Origin of the sequence: Bacillus sp. V2I10 (assembly GCF_030817055.1) — a bacterium.
Classification (GTDB): Bacteria; Bacillota; Bacilli; order Bacillales; family Bacillaceae; genus Bacillus_P.
Map to the genome: position 1 here is coordinate 1243745 of NZ_JAUSYV010000001.1, position 16156 is coordinate 1259900.

Below are 16156 nucleotides of genomic sequence, written 5' to 3' on the forward strand. Positions count from 1 at the left end.
GATACTTTCAAAAAATAAAGGAGCGAAAATGAAATGATACAAAACATCGGAATTCCAGGGCTAATTCTTATTTTAGTCATTGCACTAATTATTTTTGGTCCATCAAAACTTCCTGAAGTTGGACGTGCTTTCGGCAACACGTTAAAGGAATTTAAAAATGCGACAAAGGATTTAGTATCTTCAGACTCTAAAAAGGAAGATGAAAAACTTTAAATATTGAAAAGAGAAAAAGGATAATCTTATCTTTTTTCTTTTTCATTAAAGAGGTGAAATACATGAAGGATCAGGAAGTTGCATTAACGGTACACTTGGAGGAATTGAGAAAAAGGCTTATCTATATCCTTGGAAGTTTTTTGGTCTTCTTCGCTTTATCATTTGCTTTTGTAGAGCAAATCTATAGGTGGCTAGTTAAAGACTTAGAATTTAAGCTCGCCTTACTTGGACCAGGAGATGTTTTATGGATTTATTTCAAGATATCAGCCGTCTGTTCGATTGCTCTTACCATTCCTTTAGCTGCATACCATGTTTGGCGGTTTGTTTTACCTGCTCTTCAAGAGCAAGAAAGAAAAGCAACCTTTATGCTAATTCCAGCACTATTTTTACTATTTATTCTCGGAATTACCTTTGGCTATTTTCTTGTGTTTCCTATTGTTCTATCATTCATGCAAGAATTAGCAGGTGAAGGATTTCAGCAATTTTATACGTCAGAAAAGTACTTTAGTTTTCTGATTAGCTTGACCGTTCCTTTTGGAATATTGTTTGAACTGCCTGTAGTCATTCTATTTTTGACCGCCATAGGAATATTAAATCCGCAGATGTTAAAGAAATCCAGAAAAATTGCATATTTTGTTATTCTTATAACGTCTGTGTTAATTACACCACCGGATTTAATATCAGACATACTTGTATTAGTTCCGCTTGTATTAATCTATGAAATTAGTATCAATTTGTCATCCTTTATCTATCGAAAAAAATTACTGAAGACTGAAACCCTTTCTTCATGAAACAGATGTTCATTTGTGTTATAAGCTGATAAACCTAATCAAAAAGGAGGCGGCCTACATGCTGGCTCTTTTTTTGGTATTAGATTGTTTTTACTGAATTCCTCTTATTCAGCCTTGCCTTTACTCACGTTGATCAAAGACCATTACCATCATGAATAAATAGTGAGTTTTTCATCTTTACATCATGACCAATTGTTCTCCAAAATGCGATTCACTAATCATTGCTGGGTTTGTTAAAAGGGATATCCAAAACAAGAAAAGCAATAAAGTATTGAGTAAATCGTTTAGTTTTGAAATAATTGACATAAAAGAAAAAGGGAGAGGTTTAATCATTACGGTTCTTTACACTTTCTTATTTTTTACCAGCAGTTTTATTATCATGAGTATCGGTATTTTTAAAACCATTCCAATAGATTGTCACTTATCTTGAAAGCATAATAAAACACCGTGAGATACGGTGTTAGTGTTTAACTTGGATCGTTCTCATCAAGAGATAAAGTGGTTACTTTCGTGTAATCGCCTTTATCAATTTCTTCTTCAGTAGCGTCTCTATTCAATTCATCTTCTGTATTGATTCCTTCAGCAAGTGTTTGTTCATCTGATGAGCGATTTTCTTTTTTCATAAGCACACCCCCTTCGGGATTAAAATGCCCGTACATTTTTCATTCCATACATCCTTCAAGCTGCTCAATCAGCTTTCCCAATGAATGCCCATGTAATATAAAAAACTTATTTGGTGAAATCAAACCTTTTGATCATGATATAAATCAATTTAGTGAATATATGAAACATAAGATAATTTCTCTTTACACACAAAGTTTAATTGTGAGAATCATCAATATGATTTTATTTTGTGCTATGATAAATGGACTATTTACATAAGGGGCAATGAGATGAAATACACGGGACAGATTGGTTTGGTGATTATTTCAATTTTATTTACAAGCTACCAAAAGGTTGTGGGAGAAGAACCTTTTTTTACGGTAGACTTTTTTATTTTTACCCTTATTGCCTGGCTGGTCGGATGGCAATATGATACGGCTAAATATTATGGAAAAAAAGCACGTGATAATGAGACAAGCTATAAACAAATGATTGATTCATTGCCTGAATCGGTTTTTATTCACCGGCATAATAAGATTGTTTATTTAAATAAAGCTGCTGTCAGCATGCTTGGCGCAGCAAGCAAAGATGAATAGCTTACTCAATAAGAATATCTGGAGTAATAGCGAAAGTACGAGCAAATCTCCTCTAATATTCACCGTGTTAAATATATAAAAATTCCATTTAACTTTTCAAGTAGTCATTTAATGCTTGTTGTAAAGTTCCTAATGTTTTGGTGTTTTTATCAAATGTTATTCCTAAACGTATCATTTTTCTAACAACTTCAGCTCTTAACCCTGTAATCACAGTATGACATCCCATCATTGAAGTACCAGCAATAATCTTCAATAAATGGTCAATTACTTCATTCTCCATCTCTGCAATTCCAGATAAGTCAATAATCAATGTTTGAATATGTAAATTTCCAACTTCCATTAAAACTTTTTCCTCAATAACATTCGTTCGTAAAATATCAACCGAACCAATCAGAGGCAAAATACATATAGTGGATGTTATTGGTATTATAGGCACCGATAGATTTTCAACCAATTCTCTTTGAGCCTTTATCAATGAATCCTTGTATTTAGAATAATTAATAAAAAAAATATTTAAAAATTGGTCTAATCGACTATTTATTTGTTTTTCCAACGAAAAAAAATCATCGATTATAGTGTTATTCGATAACTCGTTATATTTTTGCATGAATTCCCACAAGGTTCTGCGAATGGCTTGAACCCACTCTAATTTGAATGATAATGTAATTTCGTGTGTCGCCCACGCTATACCTTCATGTTTCGCAAAAGATTGAAGTTCTTGTTCTTTACCATCAACAACGTAATGAACAAGTTTATGGGCATTATTTATGAGATCAATATTTCCAAATTGCAGAATATCTTTAATTTTTTCTTTTACATTAGCTGCTTGGCTTAATAACGAATTTTCAAAATTCTGTTTATTTTCATCGATGTATTTCATGAATTTAACTGTATCAATAAACAATTCCATTATTTAATCCCCTTTTTAGATAGATTCCTACAAAACTTAAATCCCCTTTAATTGAAAATACTAAACCACACCCATTTGAAAAAATCATCAATTAAAGGGTAAAAGCTAATAATTATTTGCTTTTAATTCAACTAACGGCTTTACAGTTTCGTTAAGACTCATAGGAAATTTAACTCTTACGTTGGGGAACATTAATTAAAAAAATTAGTTTTAATTATACCGTATTTTTACTGAAGAACTTCAACGGTTACACCGGGATTACCAACGATGCAATGATATGAGAATTAAACGAGAGATATATAAGGATATTGAACTTCTAGAAAAGACTATTGAATATATAATTTTTAACGACTACCCAAATGGTTAGGTGATTTTTGTGATCATTTAAAACTGGTGAGCGATTGCAGTACATTTTAGTGCCGCTGTGAACTAAGAAATTCCTTTCATATAGAAAAGAATTTTTTGTTTTGTCCCATTTATATAACATCTAACATTAACCTTACAAGATTGTTACATAAAACCATAAAATGTAATTCGAATCGATGGCAGATCATCTGGCTCTCTTTTAAGATGTAGTAAAAAGAGATAGGAAGGTGATTGGGTTTGGATTTTTCTGAAGTTAATATTGCATTATTTAGAATGGTTAATGACTTGGGAAAAGAATATACATATTTAAATCCTGTTTTCAGTTTTATTGCTGAATATATGGTTTTTTTACTTGCACTAAGTGTTCTTATTTTCTGGTTTAGACGGGACAAAAACAGCAGATTAATGATTCTTTGTGCAACAATTTCATTTATTTGTGCATTTACAATGGGTAAAATGTCAGGTGAATTTCATAAAAATTATCAGCCATTTGCAGAATTATCAGATGTAAATAAGCTGATCGAGAAAGAAAAAGATAAGTCCTTTCCCAGTGACCATACAATCTTATTCTTCTCATATTGTCTTTCTTTTTGGCTTTTCAGAAGAGGATGGTCGGTCTTATGGATAATGTTAGCTATTCTTGTTGGCATCTCCCGTATTTGGGTCGGTGTTCATTATCCTTTTGATGTTTTAACAGGAATACTAATAAGCTTTGCAGCTGCAGCCTTCATATATTTCACAGTACCTAAATTAAGTGTTGCAAGAAATATTTTAATGATTTATGAAAAATACGAGGACATTCTTTTTCAACCATTAAAAAAGTCAAAAGGAAACAAAACCAAAAACTACTAATGATAAAATGTAAATCAAATGTTATTCAACAAACGGGGGCTGTTAATAAACTTTTATTTCAAGGCTCTGTTAAACAATTATGTTGATAATTAAGCATAGAAAAAGGACCAAAAATCTTGGTCCTCATGCTGTACATAGCAGTACCACAGATGATGGAATTTTTACCGTTCGAAGGGAGCTCAGGGAACATATACAGTGTTTTTTACAAAGTTATCCATAAGATTATTTAATACTTTCTAATGCTTTCTTAACATTAGCAAAAGTCTCGATAGCAGAGATATTAATACGGCTATTGATCACTAATTGTGCTAGTTCAGGACGCAAGCCTGTAGTAATTACATGTATCCCCATTAATTGAAGCATGTTCCCTATTTGATGGATATGTTCTGCAATGTCTATATTAATTGTTAAAATACCTGAAAAGTCTGCAATGACGTGATTTATATCCATGTCAGCCATTTTCGGAACAACATATTCCATAATATAATTTGCCCTGTAGCTATCAATATAGCCAATCAAGGGAAGGATCACGACACCGTCTTTAACAGGTATAATAGGGGCTGATAATGCTGCCAGCTCCTTTTTCGTTTCTTCCCTGGCTTCATCTAGAAGGCGTTCGAAAGCGAAAACAGTTTCATTTAAGCTGATATCTAACATTGTGTTTATCCGTTTTATAATAAGCGCATTTTCCTTTATAGACAGCCCTAGATCTATACTGATTTTCGTTAGTATTTCTGTAAAGACTTCCCTGGTTGGCGAATAACGAACCGCTATTTCTGAAATTTTCCCTCTTGAAGATACTTGCATTGCCGCATTCCTTTTACTCCAATCGATAAAGGTATCGGGAACTAAATCTTTACCTTCGTTAATAAGTGATTCCCCGAAAAACCTTAAAAGATCAACATATATCGCAATTGCTTGTTCTTTCTCCCATTCAGGGATGTCTAATTTCATTCTATGAAGAACACTTTCAACCACTTCAATAGCTAAGGACTCCACATTTTCGTTAATGTATTTAGAAAAAATAAAAAACAAGCTCATTGTTATTCACTCCCTATTTTTATACTAATTTAGTTATTATAACCTAAAAAAACTCTTACTCAATCAATCTGCCCCGCTAGCAATCCAAGCAGCACAAGCATGCACCACAGATTATGCAAGGAAAAATATCAATTTGACCAGAGCCTATTTCAAAAATACAAGTTAAAATGCATCGAAGGAATTTATCAGTGCTGTCTATGTAATGGGGACCTGAAAATCTGCATGCAGATGGTTGCTGATTTATATCGACATCTTTTCTTCACAATTATTTCATGTGATTGAATTTCTCCAAAACGAAGTGTTTAAACTGTTGAGTTGCTGGTGATATATACCTGCCCTCAACCCAAGCAATACCAATTGTCCTTTGGCTCTTGGGCCAACTAACAGATATTTGTAATAATCTGCTTTTATCCATTCCTTTTAAATCCGGTAAAATCGATATCCCTAGTTCTGCGGCGACAAGCCCTGCCACAGTGTCTGCTTCTTCTCCTTCAAATGTTATATTTGGTGTTATCCCTGCTTCTTGAAACAACTGCTCCACGGTTATACGGAGGGAATAACCCTTTTTTAAATGAATAAATGGTTCATTTGCTAATTGTTCTAACCTAATGCTTTTACGATCAGCGAATTTATGATTTTTAGGGACTGTAACAAAAAGCTCCTCACTCCAAAGTTTTTCCCATTGAATCGGATGGATGACTTCGTTAGGTGCAATTAGACAAAGATCCATTTCTCCAGATTTCAACTGCTCAAGAAGAACATGTGAAGGACCTTGCCCAAGTTGAAATTTAATTTTGGGATAGTAAATACGAAAGCAGGAGATTAAATCTGGTATGAGATTTGTGCTCAGGGTATGCAGAAACCCTAGTGATATAGTTCCTGACTCTGGTTCAAGTAAATCTTGTATTTCTTGTTTTCCTTCATAGAACTCTTTCATAATATTTTCTACTCGCTTTAAAAAAATCTGTCCATATTGATTTAGTCGAATAGATCGCCCTTGACGATCAAATAATGGTACACCTATATCATCCTCTAATCTGGCAATAGAACGACTAAGAGCAGACTGAGAAATTGAGAGTGCTTCTGCCGAACGGGTAACGTGCTGCGTTTTGGCAAGGGTTTGGAAGTATTCAAACTGCTGCAAATCCATTTAATAACCTCCTATATCCTAAACAATAATAATCAATTACATTTTCGCATTAAAATCATCATTATAATGCATTATACATTATAAATATTAGGTGTTACTATAAATTCAGAAGTTACTTGCAAGGACTTTTGAAGGAGATATTATAATTTATAAAGAGGTAACATCTTTAAGAAGGAAGCGATTGTTCATTATGCTGCAAGAGGAATGTTTTTATATTATTGGATTGATTAATTTATGACTTACATCCAACAAGGTACGCAAGCCTTCCGGAAAACAAACTTTGCTTTTTTTGCTGCAGGATTCAATACATTTTCTATTCTTTATTGCATGCAGCCTTTAATGCCAGAATTCACGAGAGATTTTGGCGTTTCTCCAACTAGTGCAAGCTTGTCACTATCAGTATCAACGATAGCATTAGCAGTAAGCATGCTTTTTTTTGGATCATTATCTGAGGCTTGGGGACGTAAACCTATTATGGTAATTTCTATGTTTATTGCCTCTGTCTTGTGTCTGCTGACTGCATTTAGTCCAAACTTTCATATTTTGCTAATTCTCCGAACAATGGTAGGTATTTCACTTGCAGGTCTGCCATCAATAGCAATGGCCTATCTTGGAGAAGAAGTAGATCCTAAGAGTCTAGGGAAAGCGATGGGATTATTTATAAGCGGCAATGCTTTAGGGGCTGTATTTGGCAGGATTTTTACAGGCATTCTTACTGATTATTATGATTGGCATTTCGCACTAGTAGGGGTCGGAGCAATAAGCTTAATTGCCACCCTAATTTTTGGTGTTAGCCTGTCTCCTTCAAGAAATTTTAAGCCGTGCAAATTAGAAATTAGAGGCTTAGGGATGTCATTAATTAAGCATTTAAAAGATCCTGGACTAGTTTGTTTATTTTTAATGGGATTTTTTCTGTTAGGAAGTAACGTGGCTTTGTTTAACTATATTGGTTATCTATTAATGGATGAGCCTTATTCATTTAGCCAATCTTTCATAAGCTGGTTCTTTTTGATTTACCTCATTGGCATGTTTAGCTCTTCCTTTATTGGAAGACTAATTGATAAACACGGAAGATCCAAGGTCCTATTTATTAATCTATTAATTTCAATTCTAGGGGTGTTATTAACTTTATTCCCATCATTACTAATAAAAATATTGGGACTTGGTTTGTTTATTTTTGGTTTCTTTGGAGGGCATTCAATTGCTAGTAGCTGGGTAGGGCAGCGTGCATTAAATAACAAGGCACAAGCATCTTCATTATATCTTTTTTTATATTACGCCGGCTCAAGTATTGGTGGTTCTCTAGGAGGGATTTTTTGGACTTCATTTGGATGGGCAGGGCTTATTTTCATGGTTGTAGTTTTTTTACTTCTAACTCTTATACTTACTGTATGTCTTATAAAATTATCAAAACTCACTTCGATTGCAAAACCGTTCATTTCTTTAAAGAGGTTAGGGACAAAATATTAGGCTTAGAGAGGGAATGCTGCGGCAATCCCTTTTTTTATTGAGTTAAGGGGGGAATGCTTCATAATAAATTAAAGAACAAAGGGGAGTAACATTCAGAAAAATCCTGCGAATTAATCTTAATAAAAATTTTTTTTTTTGAATTGAACTAGATAAACCACCACCCGCAGGTGGAGGTTTATCATGGGGAAATACTTCATAAATTAATGTTCAGTCAAGCTTGTTACAGAAACACTTTGTTTATTATTTGGTTCTTTTAGTGAATGGATTGTAGCTTTTCCATTTTGTTCATCCACGTGCTCAATGTAAATACTTTCTCCATTATAGGTTACATTTGCCATAATTGGCGAAGAAGAAATTTCTTGTGCTCGTTGTGCATTCATTGTGGTTACCTCCTTTTGCTTTTGAATAGTTATAATATTTGTTCCAAATTACTTAGATATACTTGTTGTAATTAAAACTGCTTTCAAGTAGTTAATCTTTCTGGTAATTGAACAATGATATGTAAGCCTGCTGCATCCCCCATGATCTCAAATCTTCTCTTAATATTTCGCCAACATCTCTTCAATAAGACTTTTAAGAGTTCAAACCTTATCAAAAAATCTGCCGTTTCAATTGGATAATCCATTTGTGTTTCTCCTATTATACAATCGCATTGGTTTTTCAAAATAAAATTTTTCAGTTCACTGTAACCGCTTAACCTAAGCAAACTTATAATTATCTAAAATAGTCTGGTACCTGTCGGAATTTTTTCATCATATGCTGATGATTTGAGAAAGCAGGTAAATTGTTTATAAGTGCTTTCTCTTTTTACTTAAACGATACAATCTATCTATATTTGCTTAATAATATTTTCATAAAATAGGTTTGTATATAATAATTCAACACTTCGGAGGTTTATATGTTAAAAGCATTCAAATTAATTACCATTGTGGTTCTGGGTCTTACCGTCCTTGCTCAGGGAATACCGGCAACTGCACAAGAAACTGGAAGGAATTTCAAGGAGAATACCGGAGGAAGATGGTTGAAGGGAGAGTATCATGCCCATACCTCTCAATCAGATGATGCTCAGTCCTCTCAGACGCTTGAACTGCTGTTAGACAATGCGTTTGACAAATATGATATGGATTGGATGGCTGTTTCTGATCACTTGAGAATGTCTTCGCGAGATGCTGATGGAAATGTGATTCCAGGCGGTCCAATCCCACTGTCTCAAGGTATCATTCAATATCAAGCACCGAAAATAAATCAGCTTTTAAGTGAAGGGAAGTACCGCAATAAAATTATCTTTTCTGGATTCGAATGGGACATGCCTACATATGAGCATGTCGGCATTGGCATTATAGGGGAGCAAGCCGGATCGGCGAAAAGTTTAAAAGCCGGAAGTCAATTCGAGTATTTGTTTACGAACCGTGATGAAAAGATGTTTGAGCCTGAAGATGTAGCTGCTTGGAAAGCTCAGGATGAAAGAGCCTACAATACGTCACAAGATGCTCGAACAGCGCTGGCATGGCTTGAAAAAAATTATAAAGAGACAAGTTATGCGATTTTGAACCACCCTTCAAGAAAAAGAGTATACACGATTGCAGATTTTCGAGACTTTAATAATATAGCTCCACATGTAGTTTTTGGATTTGAAGGCATGCCCGGCAATCAAATGGAACCTGATAGGGGCGGCTTAAATTTGACTACTCCAGAAAACCGTACTTACGGCGGTTCAGATTACATGCTTGCTAAGGTAGGCGGCTCATGGGATGCACTCCTTGGAGAAGGACGAAGATTTTGGAATTTTTCCAATTCGGACTCTCATTTTGAAATCAGCGACAACCGTCTTTATTCTAGCGGATATTGGCCTGGTCAGTACTCGAAAAATTATACATGGATAAACGGATCGACTGCGCAGTCAGTCCTTGAAGGCATGCGTTCAGGAAAATCATTCTCTGTGTTTGGAGACTTGATTAATGAGCTTGATTTTCAAGTTGAAGGCATGGGCAGCAAGGCAGAAATGGGTGAAGAGCTTAAAGTGAAAGAAGGACAAATGGTCAAAGTTACGATGAGATTTAAGAGTCCAAAAAAGAATAACAATGGTGATTCGGTTCAAGTTGATCACGTGGATCTGATTTCTGGTGAGGTATCGGGGAAAGCAGTACCCGGCACACCTGCTTATAACAAGGACACTAACGATTCGACTAAAGTCATTAAACGTTTCACAAGTAAAGACTGGAAAACAGATCGTAATGGCTACAATGTTATCACATATAAAGTAAAGGCAAACAAGAATCAATACTTCCGTCTAAGAGGAACTAACCTTGGATTGAATGTACCGGGAGAAACGAGAAACGGTGAACCGCTGATTGATCAAAAGACTGAAATTGAGGATAACGAAACTCGTTTTGCTGAAATCAACAAGCGAAATTATCAAGACCTGTGGTTCTATTCTAATCCTGTATTCGTAAGTGTGTATAAGAAGTAGCAATCAGGACGCTGAAAAGTTTTGGTGTCTGCGGCTCCTCTGTATTTATTTAAATTTTTATCATTCATTAAATGATTATAAATGAGTTTCCGATTTTTGTGATCTATCAATATCTCTACTAAATAAAAAAGGAGCGGATTTATTGTGAGAAAGATTACCGTATTGTTAATCGCTATGTTTTTGATTGGAGTGATTCTTCCAGCTGTTCCTGCAGGAGCAAAAGAAAGAGAAGTTGATTATGCAAAACCTGCCTTTGGAAAATCGACCGTAGTGCCGCTGGCAAAAGCGCACGCCCATAACGATTATGAGCATGAACGACCACTATTTGATGCCCTTGACCATGGATTTACCTCTGTAGAAGCCGATGTGTGGCTCGAAGATGGTGAGCTGCTCGTAGCTCATGATCAAATTGATATAAAACCCGAACGTACGCTTGAATCTCTATACCTAAAACCATTGAGTGAACGAATCAAAAATAATAAAGGGACAATTTACAAAGGATATGACCAGGATTTTCTTCTATGGATTGATATCAAATCTGAAGATGAAGCGACATATGTCGCCATCCATGAACAGCTGAAAAAGTACAATAAAATGCTGACAAAGTTTACGGATAACGGAGTTAAGCCGAACGACGTTACCGTAATAATTTCTGGCAACCGCCCGCGTGAACTTATGGAAAACCAGCGCGTGCGCTTTGCTTCGTACGATGGCCGGATGAGCGACCTCGGTTCTGATGTTTCCAACAAGTTTATGCCAGTTATCAGCGACAATTGGACAAAGCACTTCACTTGGCAGGGATACGGTGAGATGCCGCAGCATGAGCGTGAAAAGCTTAATCACATCGTTACAGCGGCACATAAAAACGGGCAGATCGTCCGTTTTTGGGCAACACCAGATTTGCCGCTCCCAAACCGTAAAGCCATATGGGATGAGCTCTTAAAAGCTAGCGTGGATCTAATTAATACAGACGATCTGCCAGAACTGCAAAAGTACTTGAACGAAAATGACCCCCAACAAACGAAAAAACATATAAACTGGTAGTTCATTGAAATTCGTAAAAGGCGAGCTTGACTTATAGTCAGGCTCGTTTATTCAAAGTGTGATGGGAAAAAGCACAATTGAATGGGAGCGGTACGTATTCGTTTCTAAAGATTCGTGAAATCATTGAACCTGTACAAAGTTATAAAATACATAAAAAGGATTTTGCGTAAAAACTTACACTTTATATCTGATACTGCTCCTTAAATGATACAAAGCCCTGACAAGGGCTCTTTTCTTGTTTCTAATAAAATACTATTAATCTACTATTTCTACTATTTACAAATCTTTCACAATGAGGTCATAACTTCTAAATAGTTCTTGTATAAAATAGTCAATGAGTATAAAAGGAGGACTAAAAGTGAAAGATTCTAACCATAATTCGAAAAAGTTCAATCGCAGAAATTTTTTAAAGAAAACTGGAAAAGGAGTGGGGATTGTACTTGGCGCTACGATTGTCAACACACTACCGATGAATTTCGTCTCTGCACAGTCTAAGGGCTTATCATATCCTTTTACGCTAGGAATTGCTTCGGGTGACCCATTGCAAGATAGTGTTGTTTTATGGACAAGACTTGCCCCAGACCCACTTAATGGAGGAGGCATGTCACCCCATCCTTTCCCTGTACAATGGGAAATTTCTCTAGATCCAGAATTTAAGAAAGTCGTAAAAAGAGGAACAGAGGTTTCAAAGCCTCAACTGGGACATTCCGTCCATGTCGAAGTCAATGGCTTGGATGCTTCAAGTTGGTATTATTACCGTTTTAAGGCCGGTTCTGAGATCAGTCCAGTAGGTCGAACTAAGACTGCTCCTGCTTTACATAGTCAGGTAGAAAAGTTAAATTTCGCGTTTGCTTCCTGCCAAAATTGGCCAACTGGCTATTACACAGCTTATCAGCATATGGCCAAGGATGATCTGGATTTGGTCATCCATTTAGGGGACTATATTTATGAAGGTACTCATAACTCAAACGGTGTTCGGCCTATCGAAAAAGATTTTCCAGAAATCTATACGATTGACGATTATCGCAACCGTTATGCCTTATATAAATTAGACACTGATTTACAGGCCGCCCATGCTAATTTTCCGTGGCTTGTAACACTTGATGACCATGAAGTGGATAATAACTGGGCTGGAGATGTTCCCCAAGATCCTGCAAAGCAATCCGAGGAAGATTTCTTAAAAAGGAGGGCTATCGCCTTCCAAGCTTATTATGAACACATGCCTCTTCGACGTGCATCCTTCCCAAATGGAAGCAGTATGGAAATATACCGCCGACTCTCCTTTGGGAATTTAGTAGATATTAGTCTGCTTGATACACGTCAATATAGAGATGATCAGGCTAATGGCGACGGATGGGACAGTCCAACACCTGAGTCGCAGGATCCATCCCGTACCCTTCTAGGTGAAAAACAGGAGCGTTGGTTATTTGATGGGCTTGCTTCATCACAGGCAAAATGGAAGGTTCTTGCACAACAAGTCTTCTTTGCCAGACGTGATGGCGCGATTGGTCCAGAGAAGGAGTCCTACAGTATGGATGCTTGGGATGGATATCCTGGTGCACGCCAACGTGTTCTGGACTTTTTAGAGGAGAAAAACATTTCCAATACCGTTGTCTTGACCGGGGATGTTCACACGAGCTGGGCAAATGAGGTTAAAGCGAACTTTGATGATGAAAACTCAAAAAATGTGGCTGTTGAGTTTGTCGGAACATCTATTACCTCTGGTGGAGACGGTTCCGATGTAAACAGCAACACTGAACAAATACTGCAAGAAAATCCACATATTAAATTTTTTAGTAACCAACGCGGTTATGTGCGGTGCAAACTAACCCAGCAAAAATGGCAAACAGATTATCTGGTAGTTCCATATGTATCTAGACCGGGTGCACCAATTGAAACACGCACTTCATTCATTGTGGAAGATGGGAAATCAAGCTTGCAGCAAGTAAAGACAGAAGAAGAGCTTCCGGTTTAATCATTCAAAAATTCTTTTCATCATTTATTAGCATCAAAAACTTAGAAAGTTCAGTTATTTTAATAATATTTATTTTTTTAAAAAAAATCTCAGCTTTTACAAAACTGCAATTACGATTTTAAGTTTGGGTATTATGAGTCCGTATATAGTCAAAATCAAGTCGGCCATTTCGGACAGAGTACTGTTTTGTCAGCTTGTAAAAGAGCAATTTTGATTCCCTGTCGTTTCAGATCTGAGCTTGAAAAACCGCTGTAACAACGTTATGATTGAGTGCCTAAAAAGGTACTCTTTTTTTATACCTTATTTTGATCTGATTGATCTAGCTGTTGAAATTGCAAAGAGCTTATCTGTAGCAAGAATAAGGAATTGATGTTTTTTTGCGTTCGATTTGACTGATAATATGTTAAACTTTTATTTTAATATTAATTTACAATTATCTGATTTTAAATTTATTATTAAAATATTTATAATCAGCAACATGCAAAAAGACTAGAAATAATAGAGAGTGGGAAATTATATGCAGGAACAAGAATTGTCGAGAGGCCTTAAAAACAGGCACGTACAACTAATTGCTATCGGAGGGGCAATAGGAACGGGGTTATTTCTTGGAGCAGGAAAATCAATTCATTTAGCAGGACCATCGATTTTATTTGCTTATATGATTACAGGCGTTATTTGTTTTTTAATCATGCGCGCACTTGGAGAATTACTCTTAAGCAATTTGAACTATCATTCTTTTGTTGACTTTGTAAGAGACTATTTAGGTAATATGGCACGCATTTATGACCGGCTGGACCTACTGGTTTTGCTGGATTTCAATCGCAATGGCCGACTTAACAGCAGTTGGTCTCTATACCCAGTATTGGTTTCCTGGTGTACCACAGTGGATGCCAGGATTAATTGCGCTTGTCATTTTGCTATTTATGAACCTTGCAACCGTAAAACTTTTTGGTGAAATGGAATTCTGGTTCGCATTAATTAAAGTCATCGCGATTCTAGCACTAATTGTTATCGGTATTTTCATGATTATTAAAGGCTTTTCCACTGATTCAGGCGCAGCCAGTTTCACGAATCTATGGAGCCACGACGGCATGTTCCCAAATGGCATAAATGGCTTTATCCTCTCATTCCAGATGGTTGTGTTTGCGTTTGTTGGCATTGAACTTGTAGGACTTACAGCTGGTGAAACAGAAGATCCGGAAAGAGTTATCCCAAAAGCAATCAATAATATTCCTATTCGAATTATCATTTTCTACATTGGCGCACTTATTGTCATTATGAGTGTTTATCCGTGGAACGCAATCATCCCAACGGAAAGCCCATTCGTCCAAGTATTCGTGGCGGTTGGTATCGCAGCAGCAGCTGGTATCGTCAATTTTGTTGTCCTAACATCGGCTGCGTCGGCATGTAACAGCGCCATCTTCAGTACAAGCCGGATGGTATACTCACTTGCCAAAGATAAAAATGCACCTGTACCATTTGCAAAACTTGATGCCCGTAAAGTACCATCCAATGCATTGTTCTTTTCAACTGTTGTCATTCTAATTTCCGTTGTTTTGAACTATATAATGCCAGAAGGCGTATTCACACTGATTACAAGTATTTCTACAGTATGTTTCATATTTATTTGGGGAATTACTGTCATCAGTCATTTGAAATACCGTAAAACAAGACCAGACCTGGCAAAAGCGAACAAATTTAAATTGCCGCTTTATCCATTTTCAAATTACTTGATCCTTGCATTCCTAGCGTTCGTCCTTGTCGTGCTCGCACTTGCGGAAGATACTCGCGTTGCCTTATTCGTAACTCCTGTTTGGTTTATATTGCTGATTGCGATTTATAAGATGCGGAACACGAAGGCAAATCAAGCGAATCAGGGAAAGGTAGCAGAAAATTAAGAAGCATCGGATAAAAGCTTCTTGAATGTGGTTCCGAGGTCACTAAGTGAAACGAGTACCCTCAGGAAACATCGTGGATGATTTACTTTGAATTATATAAAGATGGAAGATTCCCTGTCCCGTGTTTCAAGACAGGGAATTTTCTATGTTTAAAAAGTAGTACTGTTACAGCTTTCGCCTGTTCAATTATTGGGCGCTTTAACAAAGGAACTTACAAGTTGTTAAAAAGATATCAATAGTATACTTGGTACTTTTTTTGCCTAAAGGAAGCCTGAAGAATAGTTGTCCGAAAAATACGGGTGGCAATATCCTGCTTACCCTAGCAAACTTTAGAGTGCTTAGGTATAAAAAAATTGTATGAAGTCTAGGGAGTTGCGGAGCAGCTCCCTTTTTTATGCCCTCTGCATAAGGCAGTTTTAGGATTGTGGCTGCTTTTTGGCATTCTTAGTTACATTTTTTCTTTTTCTATAAAAAGTGAGAAAGGCATCCATTACAAAACAAAACAGAAAAAAAATGAAAACAGCTAATTCGGGAGTTTCCATCACAAGAAAGGGATTCACAGCATTAAAAAGAGATGTTCTCAATTCAAATCCTTGAAGAATATCGATCCCAAATGAAATCCCCGTTAACATCATCATCATAACTATTGGAATGGCAATCATCTTCATTAAATATCACTCTCCACTACCTATTTTAAAAATTTATACTGTTATACATTTAGCGAATAATTTCTAGATATTGCATAACAAATAGATACGATGAAAAAGATAAAGAAAG

At 36.1% G+C, this 16156-nt stretch carries 15 protein-coding genes and 1 pseudogene; 9 read left to right on the forward strand and 7 right to left on the reverse strand.

The window, feature by feature from the left end; genetic code table 11:
- Positions 1–33 precede the first annotated feature (33 nt).
- Positions 34–213: a twin-arginine translocase TatA/TatE family subunit gene (gene tatA, locus QFZ72_RS06315; RefSeq protein WP_223437756.1), complete on the forward strand. Its 180-nt coding sequence runs from the start codon at positions 34–36 to the stop codon at positions 211–213.
- A 62-nt stretch (positions 214–275) separates the two neighbouring features.
- Positions 276–1004 carry a twin-arginine translocase subunit TatC gene (gene tatC / locus QFZ72_RS06320; protein WP_307430882.1) on the forward strand — a complete coding sequence of 243 codons (729 nt, stop codon included), beginning with the start codon at positions 276–278 and terminating at the stop codon, positions 1002–1004.
- A 467-nt stretch (positions 1005–1471) separates the two neighbouring features.
- Here the strand turns inward: tatC and QFZ72_RS06325 are convergent, their stop codons facing one another.
- A complete protein-coding gene (locus tag QFZ72_RS06325) occupies positions 1472–1627 on the reverse strand; it encodes a hypothetical protein (RefSeq protein WP_252202144.1) in 156 nt (51 codons plus the stop codon).
- A gap of 270 nt (positions 1628–1897) precedes the next feature.
- Here QFZ72_RS06325 and QFZ72_RS06330 point away from each other — a divergent pair, with 270 nt between their 5' ends.
- A complete protein-coding gene (locus QFZ72_RS06330) occupies positions 1898–2203 on the forward strand; it encodes a PAS domain-containing protein (protein ID WP_307430886.1) in 306 nt (101 codons plus the stop codon).
- 88 nt (positions 2204–2291) lie between these two features.
- Here the strand turns inward: QFZ72_RS06330 and QFZ72_RS06335 are convergent, their stop codons facing one another.
- Complete coding sequence (locus tag QFZ72_RS06335) at positions 2292–3113, reverse strand: STAS domain-containing protein (RefSeq protein ID WP_307430888.1); 822 nt, start codon at positions 3111–3113, stop codon at positions 2292–2294.
- Between the two features lie 603 nt (positions 3114–3716).
- Between QFZ72_RS06335 and QFZ72_RS06340 the strand changes: the two genes are divergently transcribed.
- Positions 3717–4331 (forward strand): undecaprenyl-diphosphatase, encoded by a 615-nt coding sequence (locus tag QFZ72_RS06340; RefSeq protein ID WP_307430890.1) that lies wholly within the window; start codon positions 3717–3719, stop codon positions 4329–4331.
- A 222-nt stretch (positions 4332–4553) separates the two neighbouring features.
- Here the strand turns inward: QFZ72_RS06340 and QFZ72_RS06345 are convergent, their stop codons facing one another.
- Together QFZ72_RS06345 and QFZ72_RS06350 are read right to left on the reverse strand one after the other, a co-directional pair.
- The gene (locus tag QFZ72_RS06345; protein WP_307430893.1) at positions 4554–5372 is read right to left on the reverse strand and encodes an STAS domain-containing protein; all 819 of its coding nucleotides are present in this window, start codon (positions 5370–5372) and stop codon (positions 4554–4556) included.
- 265 nt (positions 5373–5637) lie between these two features.
- Positions 5638–6522: a LysR family transcriptional regulator gene (locus tag QFZ72_RS06350; protein ID WP_307430895.1), complete on the reverse strand. Its 885-nt coding sequence runs from the start codon at positions 6520–6522 to the stop codon at positions 5638–5640.
- Positions 6523–6756: 234 nt separating this feature from the next.
- Here QFZ72_RS06350 and QFZ72_RS06355 point away from each other — a divergent pair, with 234 nt between their 5' ends.
- Entirely contained in the window at positions 6757–7992 is a 1236-nt protein-coding gene (locus QFZ72_RS06355; protein ID WP_307430897.1) for an MFS transporter, read from the forward strand.
- Positions 7993–8192: 200 nt separating this feature from the next.
- Here QFZ72_RS06355 and QFZ72_RS06360 read toward each other — a convergent pair whose 3' ends face one another.
- Positions 8193–8372 carry a small acid-soluble spore protein H gene (locus QFZ72_RS06360; RefSeq protein WP_252202143.1) on the reverse strand — a complete coding sequence of 60 codons (180 nt, stop codon included), beginning with the start codon at positions 8370–8372 and terminating at the stop codon, positions 8193–8195.
- A gap of 83 nt (positions 8373–8455) precedes the next feature.
- Positions 8456–8617 carry a hypothetical protein gene (locus tag QFZ72_RS06365; protein ID WP_307430901.1) on the reverse strand — a complete coding sequence of 54 codons (162 nt, stop codon included), beginning with the start codon at positions 8615–8617 and terminating at the stop codon, positions 8456–8458.
- Positions 8618–8890: 273 nt separating this feature from the next.
- Between QFZ72_RS06365 and QFZ72_RS06370 the strand changes: the two genes are divergently transcribed.
- From QFZ72_RS06370 to QFZ72_RS06385, 4 genes and pseudogenes are all read left to right on the forward strand, one after another.
- A complete protein-coding gene (locus QFZ72_RS06370; RefSeq protein WP_307430904.1) occupies positions 8891–10462 on the forward strand; it encodes a CehA/McbA family metallohydrolase domain-containing protein in 1572 nt (523 codons plus the stop codon).
- A gap of 144 nt (positions 10463–10606) precedes the next feature.
- Positions 10607–11506, forward strand: a complete 900-nt coding sequence (locus tag QFZ72_RS06375) for a phosphatidylinositol-specific phospholipase C/glycerophosphodiester phosphodiesterase family protein (RefSeq protein WP_307430905.1) — start codon at positions 10607–10609, stop codon at positions 11504–11506.
- Between the two features lie 358 nt (positions 11507–11864).
- Positions 11865–13481, forward strand: a complete 1617-nt coding sequence (locus QFZ72_RS06380; protein WP_307430908.1) for an alkaline phosphatase D family protein — start codon at positions 11865–11867, stop codon at positions 13479–13481.
- A gap of 517 nt (positions 13482–13998) precedes the next feature.
- Positions 13999–15379, forward strand: a pseudogene (locus tag QFZ72_RS06385) (amino acid permease).
- Between the two features lie 416 nt (positions 15380–15795).
- Here the strand turns inward: QFZ72_RS06385 and QFZ72_RS06390 are convergent.
- Entirely contained in the window at positions 15796–16047 is a 252-nt protein-coding gene (locus QFZ72_RS06390) for a YczF family membrane protein (RefSeq protein WP_307430911.1), read from the reverse strand.
- Positions 16048–16156: the final 109 nt, after the last annotated feature.